The sequence below is a fragment of the Cryobacterium sp. BB736 genome (genome assembly GCF_014980265.1).
Taxonomy (GTDB): Bacteria; Actinomycetota; Actinomycetes; order Actinomycetales; family Microbacteriaceae; genus Terrimesophilobacter.
In genome coordinates, this window is record NZ_JABXWQ010000003.1 from 211,108 (window position 1) to 231,519 (window position 20,412).

Genomic DNA, 20,412 nt, shown 5'->3' on the forward strand with positions numbered 1-20,412 from the left:
TGCCGGTCGTACTCGGAGCTTGCCGGTCCCGCTGGCGGCTCAGCTCGCCTTTTCGTCTTCGCGGGCAACCCGCTGACCGACCACGGCGCTGATCCCATCCGAGCGCATCGAGACGCCGTAGAGCGCATCCGCGATCTCCATCGTGCGCTTTTGGTGGGTGATGACGATGAGCTGCGAGTTCTCGCGGAGCTCCTCGAAGATCGTCAGCAGCCGGCCGAGGTTCGCGTCGTCGAGTGCCGCCTCCACCTCGTCCATGATGTAGAACGGGCTGGGGCGCGCCTTGAAGATCGCGATCAGCAGCGCAACCGCAGCCAGTGAGCGCTCGCCGCCCGAGAGCAGCGACAGCCGCTCGATCTTCTTGCCCGCCGGCTTCACGGTGACCTCGATGCCCGTGGTGAGCAGGTCATCCGGGTCGGTGAGGCGGATGCTGCCGGTGCCGCCTGGGAACAGCACCGGGAAGACGTCGTTGAAGGCCGCCCGAGTGTCCTCGAACGCGGCCTCGAAGATATCCTTCATCTTCACGTCGAGCTCGTCGATGATCGTGAGCAGGTCCTTGCGGGTGTTTGTCAGGTCGGTGAGCTGCTCGGTGAGGAACTTATGGCGCTGCTCGAGCGCCGCGAACTCCTCGAGCGCGAGAGGGTTGACGCGACCGAGCTGCGCGTACTTGCGCTGCGCGCGGGCCAGGCGGGCTTCCTGTTCGGAGCGGTTGAACGGCTTGCCCTCCGAGGGGGCCATCCACCCTTCATCGGTGATCGAGCTCGTCGAGATATCGGTCGAGGTCTCGACAGGCTCGACCGCAGGGGGCTCGACCGCTGTTGCGGCATCATCCGGCACCGGGACCTGCGGGCCGTACTCGGCGACGAGAACGTCCTCGACGAGGCCGAGCTCCTCCGCCGCGCGCTCGACGAGCGTCGACAGGTGCAGCTTCTTCTCGTAGATCTGCATCTCGAGCCCGTGCACGCTTTCGCTCACCGCGGTCAGGCGCTCGCGCAGCCCGGCTTCCTGGCGACGCAGCTCGGCGAGCTCCTCGTTCTGCTTGGCGCGATCGGCTTCGCGCGCGGAGAGTTCCATGCGGGCTGCGGTCACCGAGCGGTTCACCGAGTCGAGCACCGCGGGCAGCGCATCAGCGACGCGTTGCGCCTGCTCGATCTGGCGACGTCGGATCACCGCCCGACGGGCGCTCTCCTGCGCGGCGGCGCGCTCCTCCTCAAGCTGCTTCTCCAGCTGCAGTGCCCGCTGGCGTTCCGCACGGACCCGCTCGCGCGCGGTCTCGACCTGGAGTCGCGCCTCAACCTCGCTCTCGCGTGCCGCGTCGAGCTCCTGCGACAGTCCGTCGCGCGCGCTCACGTCGAGGATGGGTTTCGGCCTGGACCGGGCCGACTCGAGGTCGGCTGCAGCCTTCTCCGCCGCAGCCACCGCATCCGCCACCGCGGTCGTCGCAAGCTCGAGACCCTTCTCCAGGCGCTGCGCCTCTGCCTGGGCTGCCTCGAATTGGACCTTGGCGCGGTTGAGCTTCTCGGTGCGCGCGGCCAGCTGGGCGTCGAACTCGCGCAGGGTGGCGAGGGCGCGCTGGGACTGCTCCTTGGCGACCTGAAGCACGCCGCGCTGCTCGGCCAGCTCGAATCGTGCCCGCTCGATGAGCGAGGTCACCTCGGTCAGGCGTTCGGCGGCTGCGTCGCGTTCCGCGAGCAGCTCGATGCGCCCCTGCTTGCCGCCGGAGCCGCCGCGCAGCACGTACTCGGTGAGCACGTCGCCGCCCTTGGTCACGATCGTGATCGGGCCGCCGAGCCCGGCGTCGGCGAGCTTTGGGCCAGCTGAGCGCGCCGCATCGAGGTCGTCGGCGATGGCGATGTAACTGAGGATGCCGAGCACGCCGCCGGGGGCGTCCACGACTGATTGCGCGGCGACGATGCCGGGCAGCGCCGGCCAGGCGGGTGCCATGGCGCCGCTGTCGGCCACGACGATCTCGACCCTGCCGAGATCGTGGTGCTTGGCATGCGCGACCGCGTCGATGGCGCTGTCACGGTCCTCGGCGAGCACGCCGTCGGCGAGGCTCCCCAGCGCAGCGGCGATGGCAGCTTCGAACCCCGGCTTCACCTGGATGTGGTCCGCGACGATGCCCCGGATGCCGGTCAACTTCGCAGCGACCAGATCGCCCGCTGCATCCTTGACCTCGAGCGCGCGCGTGAGCGCGTTGGTGCGGGCGGCGAGCGCGTCGCGTTCGCGCTCGAGCGTGTGCAGCGACTCCCGCAGCCGCTCGATCTCCGACTCGGCGGCGACAACGACGCCCTGTGCCTCCTCGTACGCGGCGTCGAGGTCGGTCTCTCCCGCCTCCCCCACCGCGGCATCCGCTTCCAGCCTGGTGAATTCGGCGAGCGCGGCCTCGCGGCGCTGCTCTGCGGCGTCGAGCGCGTTCTGCTGCCGCAGCACTTCTCCGCGCACCGCGGCGAGCCGCGAGTTGGCTGTGTCGACCGCACCGGCGAGCCCGGCGAGCTCGAGTTCGTGCTTCGACACGAGCGAGCTCTGCAGCGCGATCTCATCGTCCATCGCATCCAGCGCAGCACGTGCGCTGGCGCTCACGGCTTGCGCCTCCTGCCAGGCCCGCTCGGTGTCGCTGATGAGCTCGGCGAGCCGCTCCGCCTCAGCGCGCGCATCATCCACCTGCTGCTGAGTGACACCCGCGCTGAAGTCGTGCACCTCGCCCTGCGCGCCGAGGAGCGCGATCCGCTGGTTTGCGAGCGTGAACAGGCCGCGCAGGCGCTCCTGCACCTGCTCCAGACCGAACGCGATCCGCCTGGCCGTGTCGACCCGATCGCCCTGCTGCGCCGCCTCGATACGCTGCTCGCGCAGCTTGTTCTGGTCGAGCTGTTCCTGCAGAACGATCCGCTCCGTCTTGCGCTCCGCCTCGCTCGAGGAGTGCACCGCGAGTGACTCGCGCAGCGTCACGATCTCGTCGGCGAGCAGCCGGGCGGTCGCGTCGCGGACTATCGCCGCGATCGACTGCGCCTCACGGGCGATCTCGGCCTGGTGCCCGAGCGGCTTGAGCTGCCGGCGCAGCTCACCCGCGAGATCGTTCAGTCGCGTCAGGTTCGCCTGCATCGCCTCCAGCTTGCGGAGGGTCTTCTCCTTGCGGCGGCGGTGCTTCAGGATGCCGGCGGCCTCCTCGATGAAGCCGCGACGCTCCTCGGGGCTCGCGTGCAGCACGGCATCCAACTGTCCCTGGCCGACGATGACGTGCATCTCGCGCCCGAGCCCGGAGTCGCTCAGCAGCTCCTGCACGTCGAGGAGCCTGCAGTTCTCGCCGTTGATCGCGTATTCGCTGCCGCCGTTGCGGAACAGCGTGCGGCTGATGGTCACTTCGCTGTACTCGATCGGCAGCGCGCCATCGCTGTTGTCGATCGTGAGGGTGACCTCGGCGCGACCGAGCGGGCCCTTGGTGGCCGTGCCGGCGAAGATGACGTCCTCCATCTTGCCGCCGCGCAGGGTCTTCGCCCCCTGCTCGCCCATCACCCACGCGAGAGCGTCGACGACGTTCGACTTGCCGGAGCCGTTCGGTCCGACGACGCACGTCACCCCTGGTTCGAACGCAAAAGTGGTCGGCTGAGCGAAGGACTTGAACCCCTTGAGGGTCAGGCTCTTCAGGTACACCCGTTCGCCCTTCTTCGCACGCCGCGACTCACCCGGTATACGGTACCGGACGCCGAGCATCCGAGAGTTCTGCCGCGCTTTGCATCGGAATGGTCTCAGATTCGCGTTTTCTTCGTGCGCGGGCGTTAGTCTGGGCGGCTGCCGACACGCACGAGCCAAGGAGCACGGCCGATGACCGAGTTCACCATCGACGACCTGCACATCCCTCAGTCGATCGACGCCCCGGATGCGCTGGACTTCATCGAGATGACCACCGTGCGCAACGACATCGAGGCTGAGATCGTCGGCAACTACGACCTCGCCTACTCCGCGGCCGAACTGCTGCCGCACTGGTTGGACCCGTACGACCCGAAGATCGCCTACGTCGCCCGGGTGGATGGACGCATCGTCGCGCGCGGCATCCTGAACTGGCGCATCGAGGACGATGTTGACGAAGCGTGGCTCGAGATCGAGGTGCTCGCGGCGTTCCGCCGAGCCGGCATCGGGGCCGCGCTGTACGACCTGCTCGCGACGCGCGCCGCTGCCGAACGGCTTCGACCGTGGCAGTCCTACGTGCTGCACAAGGCCGCAGACGGCGAGACTCTCCCGTCGCCGACCGGCTTCGGCGCCGTGCCGCTTGCCGACCCCGGTACGCGCTTCTTGCTTGGCCGTGGGTACGAACTGCAGCAGGTCGAGCGCTTCAGTCGGCTTCCGCTCCCTCTGCCGACTAGATGGTTCGACGAGTTGGCGGAGCGCGTGCGGGTCGCCGCAGATGCCGGCTACCGGCTGGTGCGCTGGGTCGGCCGCACCCCGGAGGACCGGGTCGCGGATCTCGCGGTGCTGCACCAGCGGATGAGCACGGATGCGCCGAGCGGCGGGCTCGACTACGCCGAGGAGCAGTGGGACGAGACGCGCGTGCGCACCCTCGATGACCTGCGTGCCGCGAGCCCGCGCCTGATCCTGGTCACCGCGGTCGAGTACGTGCCGTCCGGCACGCTGGTGGCCTTCACTGAGTTGGAGGTGCCACTCGAGCGTGAGCGTGCCGTCTCACAGGCCGACACGTTGGTGTTGCGCGAACACCGCGGTCACGGGCTGGGCATGCTCGCCAAGTTGGCGAACCTGAAGTACCTCGAGGACACGCACCCAGGGCATCCGTCGGTCACGACCTTCAACGCCGAGGAGAACCGGCACATGCTCGCCGTGAACGAGGCCATCGGATTCATGCCGGTGGGCTACGGCGGCGGCTGGAAGCTCGACGTCACCCCTTGATGCCGCTCGAGGCGACCCCCTCGACGAACTGCTTCTGGCCGAAGAAGAACAGGATGATGATCGGCAGTGTGGTGATCACGCTTGCCGTGACCAGGATCTCCCAGTGCCACTCCCCGCCGAAGCCGAACTGGTCGACGAGAGCCTTGAGCCCTCGCGGAACAGTGAAGGTCGCCGTGTCGCGCAGGTAGATGAGACCGCGCATCAGGTCGGTCCACGCCGCCTCCGCCTCGAACAGGAGAACGACGGCGAGGGCGGGCTTCGTGAGCGGCACCGCGATGCGGGAGAAGATCTTCCAGTTGCTCGCGCCGTCCACCCGCGCAGCCTCGAACAGGTCGCGCGGCAGCGTCAGGAAGAACTGGCGCAGCAGGAAGATGTAGAACGCGCTGCCGAACAGGTTGCCTGCCCACAACGGGATCAGCGTTCCCGTGGCCCCCAGGCCGTTCCAGATCAGGAACGTCGGGATCAGCGTGACAGCTCCCGGCAGCATCATCGTGCCCAGCACGATGCCGAACAGCACGTTCCTGCCGCGGAACTGGAAGTAGGCGAAGCCCCACGCCACCATCGAGCTCGCGATGGTCACCGACACCGCGGCCAGCACCGTGACGATCACCGTGTTGACCAGCCACAGGGCAAGCGGCGCCTCCAGCCACACGTTGACGTAGTTCTCCAGCGTGAAGGTGTTCGGGATGAGCGCGTTGTCGAACACCTCACTGCGCGGCTTGAACGAGGCGCTCACCAGCCAGATGAACGGGTACAGGAAGATGACGCCGAACAGCACCAGCAGCGTGACGGTGAGCACCCGCTTCCATCCACGCTTCGACTTGCCGACCTTCGCGCTCTTGTCGACTGCGATGGCATCTGCGCTCGCGAGCGGCGGAGCGGTCACGCCGGGAACCCTCGCGGTCGTCGTCATCGCGAGCCCCCTTCGTAGTGCACGAGCCTGCGGGACACGATCACCTGGATGACGGTGATGATCATGATGATGAGGAACAGCAGCCAGGCGAGCGCCGACGCGTAGCCCATGTGCAGGAACTGGAACGCCTGCTGGAACAGGTAGATCACGTAGAACAAGGCTGCGTCGTTGCTATAGGTCGTGTTGCCTGAGCCGAAGAAAGCCGTGTACGCCTCGTCGAAGGTCTGGAACGCGCCGATCGTGTTGACGATGACCAGGAAGAAGAGCGTCGGGCTGATCATCGGCAGTGTCACGCTCTTGGTCTGCTGCCAGAAGCCGGCGCCGTCGATCCTGGCCGCCTCGTACAGGTCCTTCGGCACGTCGCGCAGCGCGGTGAGCAGGATGATGACGCTCGCTCCCACCGTCCACAGGCTCATGAGCACCAGCCCCGGCTTCACCCAGGCCGGATCCGTCGTCCACGACGGCCCGTTGATGCCGAACCAGCCGAGCACACTGTTGACCAGCCCGCTCTGGCCGTTGAACAGCAGCAGGAACAGCACGCCGACGGCCACCGGCGGTGTCATCTTCGGCAGGAAGAACACGGTGCGAAAGAACCCGGATGCACGGCCGGCCCGGTCCAGCAGCAGCGCAAGGGCGAGCGACAGCAGCATGTACGCCGGGACCTTCATCAGCGTGTACAGCAGGGTGTTGCCGAGTGCGAGCCGCACCTTCGGGTCCTCGATCATCCGCTGGTAGTTCTCGATGCCGACGAAGTCGGGTGAGTTGATGACGTCGTAGTTGGTCAGTGAGAGGTACGCGCTGTAGAAGATCGGCCACGCGGTGAAGATCAGGAAGCCGACGATCCACGGGCTGAGGAACAGGAGCGCCGCGATGACGTTCCTGCGCCTCGCCCGCCGACGGGCCGGGCGTTCGACCGACGGCCGGGTGTCGAGGGTGAGGGCGGACATCACTCCTCCATCGACGCCCAGGCCTCATCGAGGACTGACTGTGCCTCCTCCTGCGCAGCGTCGAGAGCCGTCTGCGGGTCGTCCTGACCGTTGAGCACCCGGTTGACGGCGTCCTGCCAGATGGTCTTGAACTCGGCATCGGCGGGGTTCGCCGGGAGGCTGAAGGTGTTGTCATTGGCCTCGTACATCGCCTCGACCCCTGAATCCCACGGCTCCCCGCCTGAGGTGACCATCTCGCGGATCTGGTCATCGGCGACCGCGTTGCCGGTGAGGACGCCGGTGAACGCCGTGCCCTCCTCATTGCGCAGGTCGAGTCGCGCCTGTGCCGCGGCGATCCAGCTGTCGACCTCCGTCATGACGCGAGCGAACCGGCAGCCGGCGGCCGGGTTGGAGCTGCCCGCCGGGATCGCCCAAGCCGAGCCGCTGGCGAACGCGAGCGGCTCGCCATCCGGTGTCCGGAAGGTGTCGAACGCCATCGGCGCATCCGGGGACACGTCGTTCAGGACGTTCAGGTACCACTGCTCCATCCACATCGAGCCGAGCACGTTGGTCGCGTACTGGTTGCCGCTTCCGAAGAAGTCGGCGGAGTCGCGATAGGCCTTAACCGCGCTGAAGCCGCCCTGCGCCTCATAGATGCCGACCGCGAACTCGAGCGCCTCGACAGCGCCAGGGTCGTTGAGGTTGGCGGTGCGGCCGTCCTCGCTCAGCAGGTCGACGCCGTTGGCCTTCGCCCACAGCGGGAAGAACTCCGGCAGCTTCGAGTCGACGCCGATGACCGACAGTCCGCCGTCGTTGACCACGAGCGCTTCAGCCGCAGCTGTGACAGCATCCCAGTCTGAGCCGTTGACGTCCTCGATCGTGAGTCCGGCATCCGTGAGCAGGCTCTCGTTAGCCATCGTCAGCTGAACGACGTTGAATTCCGGGATGCCGTAGACGCTGTCGTCAAAGGTGACCTGGTCGAGTGCCGACTCGACGAACTGGCTGGTGTCGATGCCCTCCCCTTCGATGCAGTTGTCGAGAGGGATGATCGCACCGCGCGCCGCGAGCGACCCGATCTGGTCGCGGTTGGCGTACAGCAGTTCGGGCGGGTCGCCGGCCGCGACGGAGGACAGGAACTGCTGCATGTCCAGGTCGCCCTCGATGAGGGTGACGTCGACCTCGCCGAGCGCGTCGACCGCGAGGTCGTAGCGCGTCTGGGCGATCTCGTCGCCCGCGCCGAAGCCCATGACGTTGAGCTCGCCGCTGAGCTCGGCCGACGGGTCGTACTCGGTGTCGTCGTCGGTGTTCTGCGTGCCGGTGCCGACAGCGCAGGATGTCAGCAGCAACGCGCTAGCTGCGGCGACGGCAAACGGGATTGACCTCTTCATTGTTTACTCCCTCGCGTGCTCGGGGTCGCTGGGGTGCGCCGACCGGCGCCGACTTTGCGCACAACGTACCCCGAACGAGGGTGGTGGGAAGAGAAACACAGGGTTCGTGAAGCGAATCTCAGGAATGAGTCAGAGAAGCGCTTCTCGCCCGTGGGCCGGTTTCGCGCGGGTCACCGCACGCGCTGGCAGTACGCGCAGAAGTGGCTGCCCCGATTCATGAAGGTTTCCCGTACGATCGGGCGGCCACAGCGGGCACACGGTTCTCCCTGGCGCCCATAGGCGTTGAGCGAGTGCGCGAAGTACCCGGCCTCGCCGTTGACGTTCAGGTACTGCCAGTCGAAGCTCGTCCCGCCCTCGACGAGCGCCTTGCCGAGCACCGAGCGCACCTCGTCGAGCAGCCGCTTCGCGCGTGGTCGGCTCAGGGTCGCCGTCGGCTGGTCGTAGTGGACCCGCGCTGCCCACAGCGCCTCGTCGGCGTAGATGTTGCCGATGCCGCTGATCAGTGTCTGATCCAGCAGAGCGCGCTTGATCCCCGTGCGGCGCATGGCGAGACGCCGGAAGAATTCACGATCGTCGAACAGCGGGTCGAGCGGGTCACGAGCGATGTGCGCGACGCTGCGCGGGACCCGCCCGCCGCCATCCGGAATCAGCTCGTCGATCGCCATCGACCCGAAGATGCGCTGATCGACGAAGTTCAGCCGCACCTGCCCCGCGACCGGATGCTTCAGGTCGAGCCGAATGCGCGTGATCCGGTCGTCGGTGTCCCTATCGCGCACGAGCACCTGCCCGCTCATCCCGAGGTGCACCACCACGGCTTCTGAAAATGCAGGAGATCCGTCCGATTTCGGGCCGTTTGGTGACAGAGCGCCGTTTTCGGGCGGAATCTCCTGCGTTTTCAGTGGGAGCCAGAGGTACTTGCCGCGGCGGGAGGGCGCCGCCAGGCGCGCGCCGGTGAGCCGGTCGACGAAGTCCTCGGCAGGTCCCGGATGGCGGCGCAGCGAGCGCTCGTCGAGCACCGTGACCGCCGTCACCGTTGCGCCGGTGACCGCAGGTTGCAGGCCGAGGCGGACGACCTCGACTTCGGGGAGTTCCGGCACGTCAGGGGGCCTGCAGTGCGGTCCAGGCGTTGAGGGCCGCGTCCATCTCGGCGTGTTTCTTGCTGGTGCCTGAGCCGCTAGCGATCTCCTCGCGGCCGAGGGACACGGTGGCGAAGAACCGCTTCGAGTGGTCCGGTCCGCTGTCGGTGACCGTGTAGTGCGGGGTGCCGCGACCCAGTCCGGCGGCCAGTTCTTGCAAGCTCGTCTTGGGGTCCATCGCGGCACCGAAACGGTCAGGGTCATCCAGCAGCGGGATGATCAGCCGCAGCACCAGGTCGGTGGCGACGTCGCCGCCCGCACCGAGGTAGACCGCGCCGATGACCGCTTCGACCGTATCCGCCAGGATGGACGACTTCTCGCGCCCGCCGGTGAGTTCCTCGCCGCGCCCGAGGCGCAAGTGTGCCCCGAGGCCGATCGTGCGCGCGACCTCAGCCAGGGCGGCACTGCTGACGAGGCTTGCACGCCGCTTCGCCAGCGACCCCTCATCGAGGTCGGGGTAGCTGGTGTAGAGCCACACCGTCACCGCTTGGCCGAGGATCGAGTCGCCGAGGAACTCGAGCCGCTCGTTGTGGGCGATCCCGCCGTGTTCGTAGGCGTAGGAGCGGTGCGTGAGCGCGAGCACGAAAAGCTCGGGATCGATTTCGACCCCGAGCTGTTCCGCGAGCGCAATTCCGGTGGACTCGAGCTCGGCGTTGGTCACGCTGTCACCGCCCGCATCCGATGCGAATCAGACGTCAGCGACCTTGCGGCCCTTGTACTCCATGTACAGAGGCGTGCCGGCCGAGTCCTCGACCACCTTCGCGCGGTGCGGAAGGCTGTAGACGACCTTGCCGCCCTCGATGGTCTTCACGAGCGTGGGCGGAGTCGCCTTCCACTGTGCGCGGCGCGCACGGGTGCTCGCGCGGGACATCTTGCGCTTGGGAACAGCCATTGCTTATCTCTCTTCTGTCTCGGCACCCGGTTTGGTGCCGGTCTCGCCTGGGTTTTGCGGTTCTCCGGCCAGCGCGGCGAGCGCAGACCAGCGAGGATCCGTTTGCTCTTCGTGCTTGTGGCCGGGTTCATCCAGCAAGCGCACCCCGCACTGTGGGCACAGGCCGGGGCAATCCGGCTGGCAGACCGGTTGGAACGGCAGTGAAAGCACCACCGCATCTCTGATCACCGGTTCAAGGTTCACGTGATCACCTTGAACTTCGTAATCAAAAGCTTCGTCGACAGAATACGCGAAAACCTCCTGGATATCGACTTCGACCTCTTGGCTGATGTCGATGAGGCAGCGCACGCACTCACCCCGCGCGGTGCTGTCGACCTCCGCGCTGACGAGGATCCCGTCGTGCAGCGACTCGAGCGTCGCCTTCACACTGATCGGCTCGCCAGCCCGGACACCGATGACGGCGTTGGCGAGCTCATCCGGTGTCGTGATCTCGAGGTCGCGCTCGCGCTGCTCCCCCGGCCGGTGAATGAGGTCGCGCACATTGATGAGGTAGGGCGATGACGTCTTCTCCACGATCCCAGCCTACGACGCTACGCGCTTTCGGCCGCTGTGAACGCCTCGTCGTAGAGGGCGAGGGCCTGCTCGACCTCGTCCGGCGTGACGATGCACGGCGGGACGACGTGGATGCGGTTCTCCGCGGTGAACGCCAGCAGGCCGCGGCGCTGCAGGTCGGCCTTGAGCCCACCGATGACGGATGCCGGCACCGGCTCGCGCGTGTTGCGATCGGTGACCAGGTCCAGCGCCCAGAACACGCCGACGCCGCGGACCTCGCCGATCATCGGATGCTTCTCCTGCAGCTTCTTCAGGCCCGGACCGAGGTGCTGCTCGCCGATCATCCTGGCGTTGTCGACGATGCCCTCCGATTCCATCGCGTCCAGCGCGCCGACGATCGCGGCCATCGCCAGCGGGTGGCCGGAGTAGGTGAGCCCGCCGGGGAAGACCCGATCATTGAACGCGGCCGCGATCTCGTCGGAGATGATCACACCGCCGGCCGGGACGTACCCGGAGTTGACCCCCTTGGCGAAGGTGATCAGGTCGGGCACGACGTCGAAGTCGTCGAGCGCGAGCCAGCGGCCGGTGCGGCCGAAGCCCGCCATGACCTCGTCCAGGATCAACTTGATCCCGTACTTGTCGGCCAGCGCACGCACGCCAGCCAGGTATCCGGGAGGCGGCACCAGGATGCCGGCGGTGCCAGGCACGGTCTCCAGCAGGATCGCGGCGATCCCGTCCGCCCCCTCTGACTGGATGACCCGCTCGAGGTGACGCAGCGCACGCTCCGACTCCTGCTCGGGCGTCTCGGCCCAGAACTCGCTGCGGTACAGGAACGGGCCGAAGAAGTGGACGTGGCCGCGCGCGTACTCGTTCGGCATCCGCCGCCAGTCCCCGGTCGCGACGATCGCCGCGCCGGTGTTGCCGTGGTACGAGCGGTACGTGGTCAGCACCTTGTCGCGACCGGTGGTCAATCGCGCCATCCGGATCGCGTTCTCGATCGCATCCGCACCGCCGTTGGTGAAGAACACCTTCGAGAAGCCAGCCGGCGCGTGCGACAGGATGCGCTCGGCCGCCTCGCCGCGGGCGAGGTTGGCGTGGGATGGCGCGACGGTCGCGAGTGTCTCGGCCTGGCGGGTGATCGCCTCGACGACGGCCGGATGCTGGTGGCCGATGTTGGTGTTGACGAGCTGGCTCGAGAAGTCCAGGTACTCGTTGCCGTCGTAATCCCACACCGTGCATCCGCTGCCGCCAGCGACGACGAACGGGTTGAGCGAGCCCTGAGCCGACCAGGAATGGAACACGTGCGAGCGGTCCAGGTCGTAGGTGCGCTTCCCATCTGCGGTGTTCAGCGGGGTCTGGTCGATGCTGGTCATCAATTGGTCCTTCGTTGGAGCTTGTGAAGACGAGGTGAACCCCTCGGGACTCACTCTAGAGCCAGTCCCGAGGGGCCAGGAAGTTACCTAGTTGCCGCCCTCCTCCAGCGTCACCTGAATCGGGCTGAAGCCCTCACCGGTGAGGTCGAGTCCCTCGCCTTCGAGCTCTTGGTGTGCCCGCTCGATGTACTCGTTCGTCCACGCGGTGGCCGGCGGTTCCTCGGTGATCAGGCGTGCACCGGTCTCGTTGACGGCGCTGAGCGCGGCCTCGACCGTCCGGTTGAACGCCTCCTCGTCGATGAAGCCGATGCCGTTCTCCGCGGGCCATATGAGCTTGTTGGTCTCGTTGACCATCCACAGCTCGTGGCTCGGACCCCAGTTGGAGCCCGCGGCGAGAGTGATCGCTGATGCGTCCTCCGGGTTCTCGGCCGCGAAGATCCAACCCTTGATCACGGCCTTCAGGAACGCGACGGTGGTGTCCTGGTACTCCTCGTCGTTCTCGAGCCGCTCGGTGTCGGCCCAGATGGCGTCCTGCAGCATGGCGCCGACGGTGTCCTCGTAGCTGATGACGTTGAAATCGTCCTCGGTGTACTGCTCACCGGTGTCCGGATTCACCGACTCCAGCAGTTGGGCGTACTCGTTGTACGTCATCGCCTGCGCGGCGTCGATGTCACCAGAGAGGAACGCGTTCATGTTGAAGTCCTGCGTGATGATCTCAACGGTCGAGGAGTCAAGACCCTCCTCGGCCATCGCTGCGAAGATCTCCCACTCGTTGCCGAAGCCCCACGAGCCGATCTTGCGGCCTTCGAAGTCTGCGACGGAGTCGATGCCGGAGTCTGCCCAGGAGACCTGCAGTGTCCCGGAGCGCTGGAAGATCTGAGCGATGTTGGTGACGTTGGCGCCGGCTTCGATCGATCCGAGCACCTTCGGCACCCAGGCGATCGCGTAGTCGACGTCGCCGTTGGCGAGCGCATCCTGCGGCACGATGTCACCGCCAGACGGGATGATCTCGACCGAAAGCCCCTCATCCTCGAAGTAGCCCTGGTCCTGCGCGGCGAAGTAGCCGGCGAACTGCCCCTGTGGCAGCCACTGCAATTGCAGCTTCACCTCGGTGAGTTCGCCGTCGCCGTTGCCGTCCGTTTCGCCGCCGGTTCCGGTGCATGCGGACAGGATGAGCGCTGCGGAGAGCCCCGCAGCCCCGATCGCCGCTATGCGGCGCGTGCTGTGCTTCATCTTTCATCCCTTTCCCTGAGAAGTTCCTTGCGTGATTGGCGGTGGTTCTGGCTTGTGGTTATAGCGGTACGGGCGCGCGGCGACCTGTCGCCCAGCGTTCGATCGCGAGGGTGACGAGGAAGAACGCGAGCCCGAGGATGATGGATGCGACGACGTACGCCCACGCGCGCGGGTATGCGCTCGAGGCGGCGGACGTCGCGATGAGCCCGCCGAGTCCTCCGCGCGGGCCGCCGAAGTACTCGGCGACGAGCGCCGAGATCACCGCGAGTGACGCCGCGAGCCGGATGCCCGTGAAGACGAACGGGATCGCAGTCGGCAAGGTCAGCGTGCGCATGACCTGCACCCCGGAAGCCGCGTACGCCCGCATCAGGTCGCGGTGCACTGGCCGCGTCTGCCGCAGGCCGCGGACGGTATTGATGAACACGGGCACGAACGACGCGAGAGCCGCAATGGCCTGCCGCCCGAATTGCGAGTCCGCACCGAACATGGTGTTCAGCACCGGTGCGAGCGCGACGATCGGGATGACGGCCAGCGCCGCGACGATCGGCTCAACCATCCAGTCGATGACCCTGAGCGCGACCGCGAGCAGCGCGAGCAGTATCCCGAACACCGAGCCGATGATGAGCCCGATGAGGGAGTTCAGTCCGGTGATCCCGGACGCGGAGACCATGCTTGGGGCGAACTCGACGATCTGCTCGCCGATCGCGGCGGGGCTCGGCAGCAGGTACGCCTCGACCAGGCCGCTGCCTGCGAGGAGCTGCCACGCGATGACCACGACCGCGCCGAGCACGACCGGTGCGAGAATCCGCACCGATCCGTCGCGCAGCGACCGGTTCATCGTGTCTCCACCCCCTTGGGGATCGGGGCGCCGCCATGCAGCACCTCGCGCACTGCCGTGATCATCTCGAAGTATGCTGCGTCCTCCCGGATGTCGTCGCTGCGGCTCGACGGGGAGCCGAGCTGCATCGGCACGATCCCATCGATGCGCCCAGGGCGCGGCGACATCACCACGACACGGTCGGAGAGGTACACGGCCTCGGGGATCGAGTGCGTCACGAAGACCACCGCCGCGCGTGTCTCGGCGCTGATACGCAACAGCTCGGTCTGCAGGTACTCGCGGGTCATCTCGTCGAGCGCCCCGAACGGCTCGTCCATGAGCAGCAGGTTCGGCTTCTCGGCGAGCGCACGGGCGATCGCGACGCGCTGTTGCATGCCGCCGGAGAGCTGGTCTGGGTACTTCTCGCCGAAGTCGCCGAGTCCGACGAGCTCGATCAGCTCTGCTACGCGCGCCCGCCTCTCGGCCGCACCGACTTTGTGCAGTTCGAGCGGCAGCGCGATGTTGTCCTCGACGGTCCTCCACGGCAGCAGCGCCGCCTGTTGGAAGGCGATCCCGTAATCCTGGTCGACTCGAGCCCTCCTTGCGGCTTTGCCGAAGACGCGGATCTCTCCTACCGTCGGCTCGTCGAGGTCGGCGATGAGTCTCAGCAGGGTGCTCTTCCCGCAGCCGGATGGCCCGATGAGCGAGACGAACTCCCCTGCGCTGACCGTCATGTCGATGCCGTCGAGCGCGCGGACCTCCCCCTTCCCGGTCGAGAAGACCTTGTCGACGCCCGTCACTGTGACGGCGTCGGCGGGTCGGGTGGGAGCCTTCTCGATCATGCGGTTACCTCCGAGCGTCGGTACTTTCTGAGAATCAGGCCGAGTAGCGCGACGGAGCCGGCCGCGACCAGACCAAGCACGATGGCACCGAAGATGGGGGCCCAAGCCTTCGCCGGGTCCCCGGACGCTTGCCCGGCGTAGGTGATCAGCAGTCGGCCGATGCCGCCCTGCAAACCGGTGGAGACCTCCGCGACGATCGCCCCGACGACGGCGCTGGCTGCGGCGAGCCGCAGCGCCGGCAGCAGATAGGGCACCGCGGCCGGCAGCCGCAGCTTCACAAGCGTCTGCCACCATCCGGATGCGTAGGTCCGCATGAGCTCGATGTGCAGCCGATCGGGCGAGTGCAAGCCCTTCAGCGCGCCCACCGCGATCGGGAAGAAAGCGAGGTAGGACGCAATGAGCGCGACCGACATCCAGTCCTCCCACTCGAACGCGCCGATCTCGATTCGCGAGCCCCAGCTGCGCACGACCGGAGCGAACGCGATGAGCGGAATCGTCTGGCTGAGGATGATCCACGGCAGGATCGACCACTCGGCGGGCTTCCACCGCTGCATGATGAGGGCGAAGCCGATGCCGACCACGAGGCCGACGAGCCAGCCGACCGCGGCGATACCGAGCGTCAGGGTCGCCGCGATCGCCACCTCGAGCCACAGCGGACGCGCGGTTGCGGCGCTCGTCACGGGTTCGAAGAGCCGGGAGAACATGTCCCACACGTGCGGCATGGCAAGGTCGCTCGTGCGCGGCAGTACCCGGGTGCCGGCGATCACGAACCCGTCGGCCGGGCCGAGCAGCTTGTAGCCCTCCCAGACAAGCGCAACGATCACCAGCCCGAGCAGCCCGAACAGCCAGCGCTTGACCTGTGTCCCCTTGCGCCTGGCGCGCGTGCTGCGCGCCAGGGATACGGATGACATTGTCTAGCCCTTCGCGATGATCGGGTCGGTAAGTGCGGGGATCACGGTCTCCCCGTAAACGCGGAGCGTCTCCTCCTTGTTGTCGTGCTGCAGGTAGCCGGCGAACTGGTCGACGCCGATCGCCTTCAGCTCCTCGAGCTTCGCGATGTGGTCGGCGGCCGTCCCGAGCAGGCAGAAGCGGTCGACGATCTCGTCCGGCACGAACTGCGTGTGCACGTTCCCCGCACGCCCGTGCTCGTTGTAGTCGTACTCCTCGCGACCCTTGATGTAGTCGGTCAGCGCCTGCGGGACGACGTGTGAGCCTTCCCCTTCTGTGCCGTACTTGGCCACGATGTCGGCGACGTGGTTTCCGACCATCCCACCGAACCAGCGGGTCTGGTCCCGCATGTGCTCCCAGTCGTCACCGATGTACATCGGCGCCGCGACGCAGAACTTCACGCTCAGCGGATCACGCCCGGCCGCCTCTGCGGCGTCCCGCACGGCCTTGATCATCCACTTGGCGATATCGACGTCGGCAAGCTGCAGGATGAAGCCGTCGCCGACCTCACCTGCAAGCTTCAGCGCGAGCGGACCGTAGGCTGCCACCCAGACGTCCAGCCTGGAGCTGCGACTCCATGGGAACTGCAGATGGGCGTCGTTGTACTCGACGCTCCGGCTGTTCGCGAGCTCGCGGATGACGTGCACCGCTTCGCGCAGCGTCTTCAGCGTCGTCGGCGCGCCGTTTGTGACGCGCACGGCGGAGTCGCCGCGGCCGATGCCGCAGATGGTGCGGTTGCCGTACATCTCATTGAGTGTCGCGAAGATGGATGCGGTGACCGTCCAGTCGCGCGTGGCCGGGTTGGTGACCATCGGGCCGACGATCACCCGGTGCGTCTCGTCGAGGATCTTGCTGTAGATGACGTACGGCTCCTGCCACAGCAGGTGCGAGTCGAACGTCCACACGTGGCTGAACCCGTACTGTTCCGCGAGTTTCGCAAGGTGCACGGTTCGCGCCGCGGGCGGGTTGGTCTGGAGTACAGCTCCGAAGTCCATGGCGCGCCTCAGCTCAGGTACTGGGTCAGGCCACGCTTGATGTACTGCCCGTCGCCCTTGCGCCCGAGGTACTCGTCGCCGTCGACGATCACCCGGCCGCGGGAGAGCACCGTGTCGACGTGGCCGTCGATCTCGAAGCCCTCATAGGCGGAGTAGTCCATGTTCATGTGGTGGGTCTTGCCCAGGCCGATGGAGGTGTGCCCGTTCGGGTCGTAGATTACGACGTCAGCGTCGGCTCCGGGCTGGATGACGCCCTTCTTGCCGTACATTCCGAACATCCGGGCGGGCGTCGTGGAGGTCAGCTCGACCCAGCGGGCCAGCGAGATCTGCCCGTCGACCACTCCCTGGTACATCAGGTCCATGCGGTGCTCGACCCCGCCGATGCCGTTCGGGATCTTGGAGAAGTCTCCCTTGCCCATCTCCTTCTGGTCCTTCATGCAGAACGGGCAGTGGTCGGTGGAGACCATCTGCAGGTCGTTGGTGCGCAGGCTATGCCACATGTGGTTCTGGTGGCCCTCCTCGCGGGATCGCAGCGGCGTCGAGCACACCCACTTGGCACCCTCGAACCCTGGCGCGCCGAGCTGCTCCTCGAGCGACAGGTACAGGTATTGCGGGCAGGTCTCGCCGAAGACGTTGAGACCACGATCGCGTGCTGCCGCGATCTGCTCGACCGCCTGCTTCGCGGAGACGTGCACCACGTACAGCGGTGCGCCGGTGAGGTCGGCGATCATGATGGCGCGGTGCGTCGCCTCTTCCTCCGCCTGCCATGGCCTGGTGAGCCCGTGGTAGTACGGCGAAGTGTTGCCCGCCTCGATCGCCTGCCGCACGAGCACGTCGATGACGGCGCCGTTCTCGGCGTGCATCATCATCATCGCGCCGTTCTGGGCGCCCTTCTGGAACGCGCGCAGGATCTGCCCGTCGTCCGAGAGGAACACGCCCTTGTAGGCCATGAACAGCTTGAAGCTGGTCACTCCCTCGTCGATGAGCTCGTCCATCGCGGTGAGGGACGACTCCTGCACATCGGACAGGATCTGGTGGAACCCGTAGTCGATCGCACAGTTCCCGCCGGCCTTCTCGTGCCACGCGTTGTACTGGTCGATGATGTTCTGATCCGGGTACTGCACGATGAAGTCGACGATGCTGGTTGTGCCGCCGTGCGCCGCCGCCCTGGTCCCGGTTTCGAAGGTGTCGCTCGCGAACGTGCCGCCGAATGGCATCTCCATGTGGGTGTGCGCGTCGATGCCGCCGGGGATCACGTACTTGCCGGCCGCGTCGATCACCGTGTCGACGTTGCCTTCGATGTCGAAGCCGAGCAGCCTCGACCCCGGCTCGAGCACCGCGGCGATCGTTTCGCCGTCGATGAGCACGTCGGCGACCGCAGTGCCGGTGGCGTTGACGACTGTTCCGTTCTTGATGAGGGTCTTCACGTGTGATCGCCTCCCGTTACGGCTTCGGAATCGACTGGTAGGACTCCGGGCGACGGTCGCGGTAGAACTGCCAGTTGTTGCGCACCTGGCGGATCATGTCGAGGTCGAGGTCGCGGATGACGACCTCTTCGTTCTCGTTGCTGCCGTACTCGCCCACCAGGTTGCCCTGCGGGTCGACGAACTGGCTCGAGCCGTAGAAGGTGACCGCGAGGTCCCCGTACTCGTTGTCCTCGGTGCCGACCCGGTTCGGAGCAGCCACGTAGTAGCCGTTGGCTGCTGCGGCGGCGGGCTGTTCGATCTCCCACAGCCGGTTGGAGAGCCCGGGCTTCGTCGCGTTCGGGTTGAAGACGATCTGCGCGCCGTTCAGGCCGAGTTCGCGCCAGCCCTCGGGGAAGTGACGGTCGTAGCAGATGTACACACCAATCGGACCGACCGAGGTGTTGAAGACCGGGTAGCCCAGGTTGCCAGGACGGAAGTAGAACTTCTCCCAGAACTTCTCAAGGTGCGGGATGTGGTGCTTGCGGTACTTGCCGAGGATCGTCCCGTCTGAATCGACGACGACGGCGGTGTTGTAGTACACGCCCGGCTGGTCCTCCTCGTAGATTGGGAGCACCATGACCATCCCCAGCTCCTTCGCGAGCGCTGCGAAACGCTGCACGACCGGTCCATCCGCGGGCTCCGCGTACTCGTAGTACTTCGGATCCTCGGTGATCCCGAAGTACGGACCGTAGAAGAGCTCCTGGAAGCAGATGATCTTCGCACCTTCTGCTGCTGCCTGCCGGGCGAACTGCTCGTGCTTGTCGAGCATCGACTCTTTATCGCCGGTCCAGGTGGTCTGGGTGATTGCCGCACGTACGACTGCCAATTGTTCCTCCGCTCGATTGCCCACTCCGTTGGGGGTGCGCGAGTTTGTGGTTGGCGCAAACCTACCGGTGAATGCGGCCGTTGTGAACGGTAATCTTCGCTAGATTTGGAGCGGACCCTCGCACCGGATCTGGTGCGGTGAGTTTTCCCCGTGAGTTGGGGCGGCAGGTCCTCGGTCGGCACGCTTGAGCCGCCATCCTTGTGCCGTTCCCTTCGACTCCGTGAGGCTCTCATGCCCCGTCTTATCAGCCCGTTCGCCGGACTGTGCGCCCTCGCCATCCTCGCCCTCGCCGGTTGCTCGAGTTCCGTCACGCCGGTCGCGCCGGCACCAGCAGCACCCGAAACGATCGACAACTGCGGCTTCACGTTCGAGGTGGGTGAGCCGCCTGAGCGCATTATCACGATCAAGTCGACCACGACCGAACTGCTGCTCGCCCTCGGGCTTCACAGCCGCATCATCGGCATGGCGTTCCAGGATGGCCCGGTGCCCGCCGGGTGGCGGGCCACGGCCGCGGACATCCCGGTCATCAGCGACGGGGTCCCGAGCCAGGAAGCAGTGCTCGACCTCGAACCGGATTTCGTGTTCGCCGGCTGGGAATCGAACCTGACCGCGGACGCCGCCGGTGACCGCACGGTGCTGGCCGGGCTCGGCGTCGGCAGTTATGTGCCGCCGTCGGCGTGCAAGGCCGAGGGTTACCAACCGCCCCGAATGACCTTCGACGTGCTCTTCGACGAGTTCGAGGAAGCCGGAGTCGTCTTCGGTGCCGAGGCCGCCGCGACCGAACTCATCGCAGAGCAGCGCGACGCCCTCGATCAGCTCGAACCGTCGACGGCGGGGCTGACCGCGCTGTGGTACTCCTCCGGCAAGGACACCCCGTACGTCGGCGCGGGCATCGGGGCGCCGGAGATGATGCTCGATGCGGCGGGGCTCACAAACATCGTGAAGGCTGACGACACCTGGGTGTCGATCGGCTGGGAGTCGGTGATCGAGGCGAACCCGGACGTGATCGTGCTGGTTGATGCGGCGTGGAACACCGCAGCATCCAAGGTCGACTACCTCAAGGCGAACGCGGCGACGGCGGCGCTCGATGCCGTGCAGAACGACCGGTTCATCATCGTCCCGTTCGCCGCGGGCGAGGCCGGGGTGCGAAACGTGCAGGCGGTCGGAAGCATCCTCGAGCAGCTCGACAAGCTCGGGCTCGAGTAAAGG

18 protein-coding genes are annotated in these 20,412 nt (G+C 66.7%); 2 read left to right on the plus strand and 16 right to left on the minus strand.

Going from position 1 to position 20,412, the window contains the following annotated elements; genetic code table 11:
* Positions 1-39: 39 nt before the first annotated feature.
* Positions 40-3,648, minus strand: coding sequence for a chromosome segregation protein SMC (gene smc / locus IRG63_RS09185; RefSeq protein ID WP_193509975.1), 3,609 nt, complete (start codon positions 3,646-3,648; stop codon positions 40-42).
* A 171-nt stretch (positions 3,649-3,819) separates the two neighbouring features.
* Between smc and IRG63_RS09190 the strand changes: the two genes are divergently transcribed.
* Entirely contained in the window at positions 3,820-4,896 is a 1,077-nt protein-coding gene (locus tag IRG63_RS09190; RefSeq protein WP_168626605.1) for a GNAT family N-acetyltransferase, read from the plus strand.
* Here IRG63_RS09190 and IRG63_RS09195 read toward each other — a convergent pair.
* From IRG63_RS09195 to IRG63_RS09265, 15 genes are all read right to left on the minus strand, one after another.
* The gene (locus IRG63_RS09195; protein ID WP_168626603.1) at positions 4,886-5,809 is read right to left on the minus strand and encodes a carbohydrate ABC transporter permease; all 924 of its coding nucleotides are present in this window, start codon (positions 5,807-5,809) and stop codon (positions 4,886-4,888) included. The genes IRG63_RS09190 and IRG63_RS09195 overlap by 11 nt on opposite strands.
* Positions 5,806-6,756: a carbohydrate ABC transporter permease gene (locus tag IRG63_RS09200; protein WP_168626602.1), complete on the minus strand. Its 951-nt coding sequence runs from the start codon at positions 6,754-6,756 to the stop codon at positions 5,806-5,808. The genes IRG63_RS09195 and IRG63_RS09200 overlap by 4 nt, the downstream gene beginning before the upstream one ends.
* A complete protein-coding gene (locus IRG63_RS09205; RefSeq protein WP_168626600.1) occupies positions 6,756-8,123 on the minus strand; it encodes an extracellular solute-binding protein in 1,368 nt (455 codons plus the stop codon). Before IRG63_RS09205 ends, IRG63_RS09200 begins: the two co-directional genes overlap by 1 nt.
* A gap of 170 nt (positions 8,124-8,293) precedes the next feature.
* Positions 8,294-9,220: a bifunctional DNA-formamidopyrimidine glycosylase/DNA-(apurinic or apyrimidinic site) lyase gene (mutM, locus tag IRG63_RS09210; protein WP_193509936.1), complete on the minus strand. Its 927-nt coding sequence runs from the start codon at positions 9,218-9,220 to the stop codon at positions 8,294-8,296.
* A gap of 1 nt (position 9,221) precedes the next feature.
* Positions 9,222-9,920: a ribonuclease III gene (rnc, locus tag IRG63_RS09215; protein ID WP_168626598.1), complete on the minus strand. Its 699-nt coding sequence runs from the start codon at positions 9,918-9,920 to the stop codon at positions 9,222-9,224.
* A 27-nt stretch (positions 9,921-9,947) separates the two neighbouring features.
* Positions 9,948-10,151 carry a 50S ribosomal protein L32 gene (gene rpmF / locus IRG63_RS09220; RefSeq protein WP_108517177.1) on the minus strand — a complete coding sequence of 68 codons (204 nt, stop codon included), beginning with the start codon at positions 10,149-10,151 and terminating at the stop codon, positions 9,948-9,950.
* A gap of 3 nt (positions 10,152-10,154) precedes the next feature.
* The gene (locus IRG63_RS09225; protein ID WP_349236143.1) at positions 10,155-10,724 is read right to left on the minus strand and encodes a DUF177 domain-containing protein; all 570 of its coding nucleotides are present in this window, start codon (positions 10,722-10,724) and stop codon (positions 10,155-10,157) included.
* 17 nt (positions 10,725-10,741) lie between these two features.
* Positions 10,742-12,076 (minus strand): aspartate aminotransferase family protein, encoded by a 1,335-nt coding sequence (locus tag IRG63_RS09230; protein ID WP_193509937.1) that lies wholly within the window; start codon positions 12,074-12,076, stop codon positions 10,742-10,744.
* A gap of 87 nt (positions 12,077-12,163) precedes the next feature.
* Entirely contained in the window at positions 12,164-13,309 is a 1,146-nt protein-coding gene (locus IRG63_RS09235; RefSeq protein ID WP_168626596.1) for an ABC transporter substrate-binding protein, read from the minus strand.
* A 58-nt stretch (positions 13,310-13,367) separates the two neighbouring features.
* Entirely contained in the window at positions 13,368-14,147 is a 780-nt protein-coding gene (locus IRG63_RS09240) for an ABC transporter permease (RefSeq protein WP_168626594.1), read from the minus strand.
* Entirely contained in the window at positions 14,144-14,968 is an 825-nt protein-coding gene (locus tag IRG63_RS09245; protein ID WP_168626593.1) for an ABC transporter ATP-binding protein, read from the minus strand. Before IRG63_RS09245 ends, IRG63_RS09240 begins: the two co-directional genes overlap by 4 nt.
* On the minus strand, positions 14,965-15,879 hold the full coding sequence (locus tag IRG63_RS09250) for an ABC transporter permease (protein WP_168626591.1): 915 nt from the start codon (positions 15,877-15,879) through the stop codon (positions 14,965-14,967). Before IRG63_RS09250 ends, IRG63_RS09245 begins: the two co-directional genes overlap by 4 nt.
* 3 nt (positions 15,880-15,882) lie before the next feature.
* Positions 15,883-16,911, minus strand: a complete 1,029-nt coding sequence (locus IRG63_RS09255; protein ID WP_168626590.1) for a TIGR03842 family LLM class F420-dependent oxidoreductase — start codon at positions 16,909-16,911, stop codon at positions 15,883-15,885.
* Positions 16,912-16,919: 8 nt separating this feature from the next.
* Positions 16,920-18,338, minus strand: a complete 1,419-nt coding sequence (gene hydA, locus IRG63_RS09260; protein ID WP_168626589.1) for a dihydropyrimidinase — start codon at positions 18,336-18,338, stop codon at positions 16,920-16,922.
* Between the two features lie 16 nt (positions 18,339-18,354).
* A complete protein-coding gene (locus IRG63_RS09265) occupies positions 18,355-19,203 on the minus strand; it encodes a nitrilase-related carbon-nitrogen hydrolase (protein WP_168626588.1) in 849 nt (282 codons plus the stop codon).
* Positions 19,204-19,434: 231 nt separating this feature from the next.
* On the opposite strand from IRG63_RS09265, the gene IRG63_RS09270 reads away from it, so the two are divergent.
* Positions 19,435-20,409 (plus strand): putative F420-0 ABC transporter substrate-binding protein, encoded by a 975-nt coding sequence (locus tag IRG63_RS09270; protein WP_193509938.1) that lies wholly within the window; start codon positions 19,435-19,437, stop codon positions 20,407-20,409.
* Positions 20,410-20,412 lie beyond the last annotated feature (3 nt).

Coding starts and splice junctions, on each gene's coding strand:
- rpmF (WP_108517177.1), bottom strand. CDS start 10,151: ATGGCTGTTCCCAAGCGCAAGATGTCCCGCGCGAGCACCCGTGCGCGC.
- IRG63_RS09250 (WP_168626591.1), bottom strand. CDS start 15,879: ATGTCATCCGTATCCCTGGCGCGCAGCACGCGCGCCAGGCGCAAGGGG.
- IRG63_RS09195 (WP_168626603.1), bottom strand. CDS start 5,809: ATGACGACGACCGCGAGGGTTCCCGGCGTGACCGCTCCGCCGCTCGCG.
- IRG63_RS09230 (WP_193509937.1), bottom strand. CDS start 12,076: ATGACCAGCATCGACCAGACCCCGCTGAACACCGCAGATGGGAAGCGC.
- IRG63_RS09245 (WP_168626593.1), bottom strand. CDS start 14,968: ATGATCGAGAAGGCTCCCACCCGACCCGCCGACGCCGTCACAGTGACG.
- IRG63_RS09270 (WP_193509938.1), top strand. CDS start 19,435: ATGCCCCGTCTTATCAGCCCGTTCGCCGGACTGTGCGCCCTCGCCATC.
- IRG63_RS09200 (WP_168626602.1), bottom strand. CDS start 6,756: ATGTCCGCCCTCACCCTCGACACCCGGCCGTCGGTCGAACGCCCGGCC.
- IRG63_RS09235 (WP_168626596.1), bottom strand. CDS start 13,309: ATGAAGCACAGCACGCGCCGCATAGCGGCGATCGGGGCTGCGGGGCTC.
- IRG63_RS09255 (WP_168626590.1), bottom strand. CDS start 16,911: ATGGACTTCGGAGCTGTACTCCAGACCAACCCGCCCGCGGCGCGAACC.
- IRG63_RS09240 (WP_168626594.1), bottom strand. CDS start 14,147: ATGAACCGGTCGCTGCGCGACGGATCGGTGCGGATTCTCGCACCGGTC.
- IRG63_RS09190 (WP_168626605.1), top strand. CDS start 3,820: ATGACCGAGTTCACCATCGACGACCTGCACATCCCTCAGTCGATCGAC.
- IRG63_RS09205 (WP_168626600.1), bottom strand. CDS start 8,123: ATGAAGAGGTCAATCCCGTTTGCCGTCGCCGCAGCTAGCGCGTTGCTG.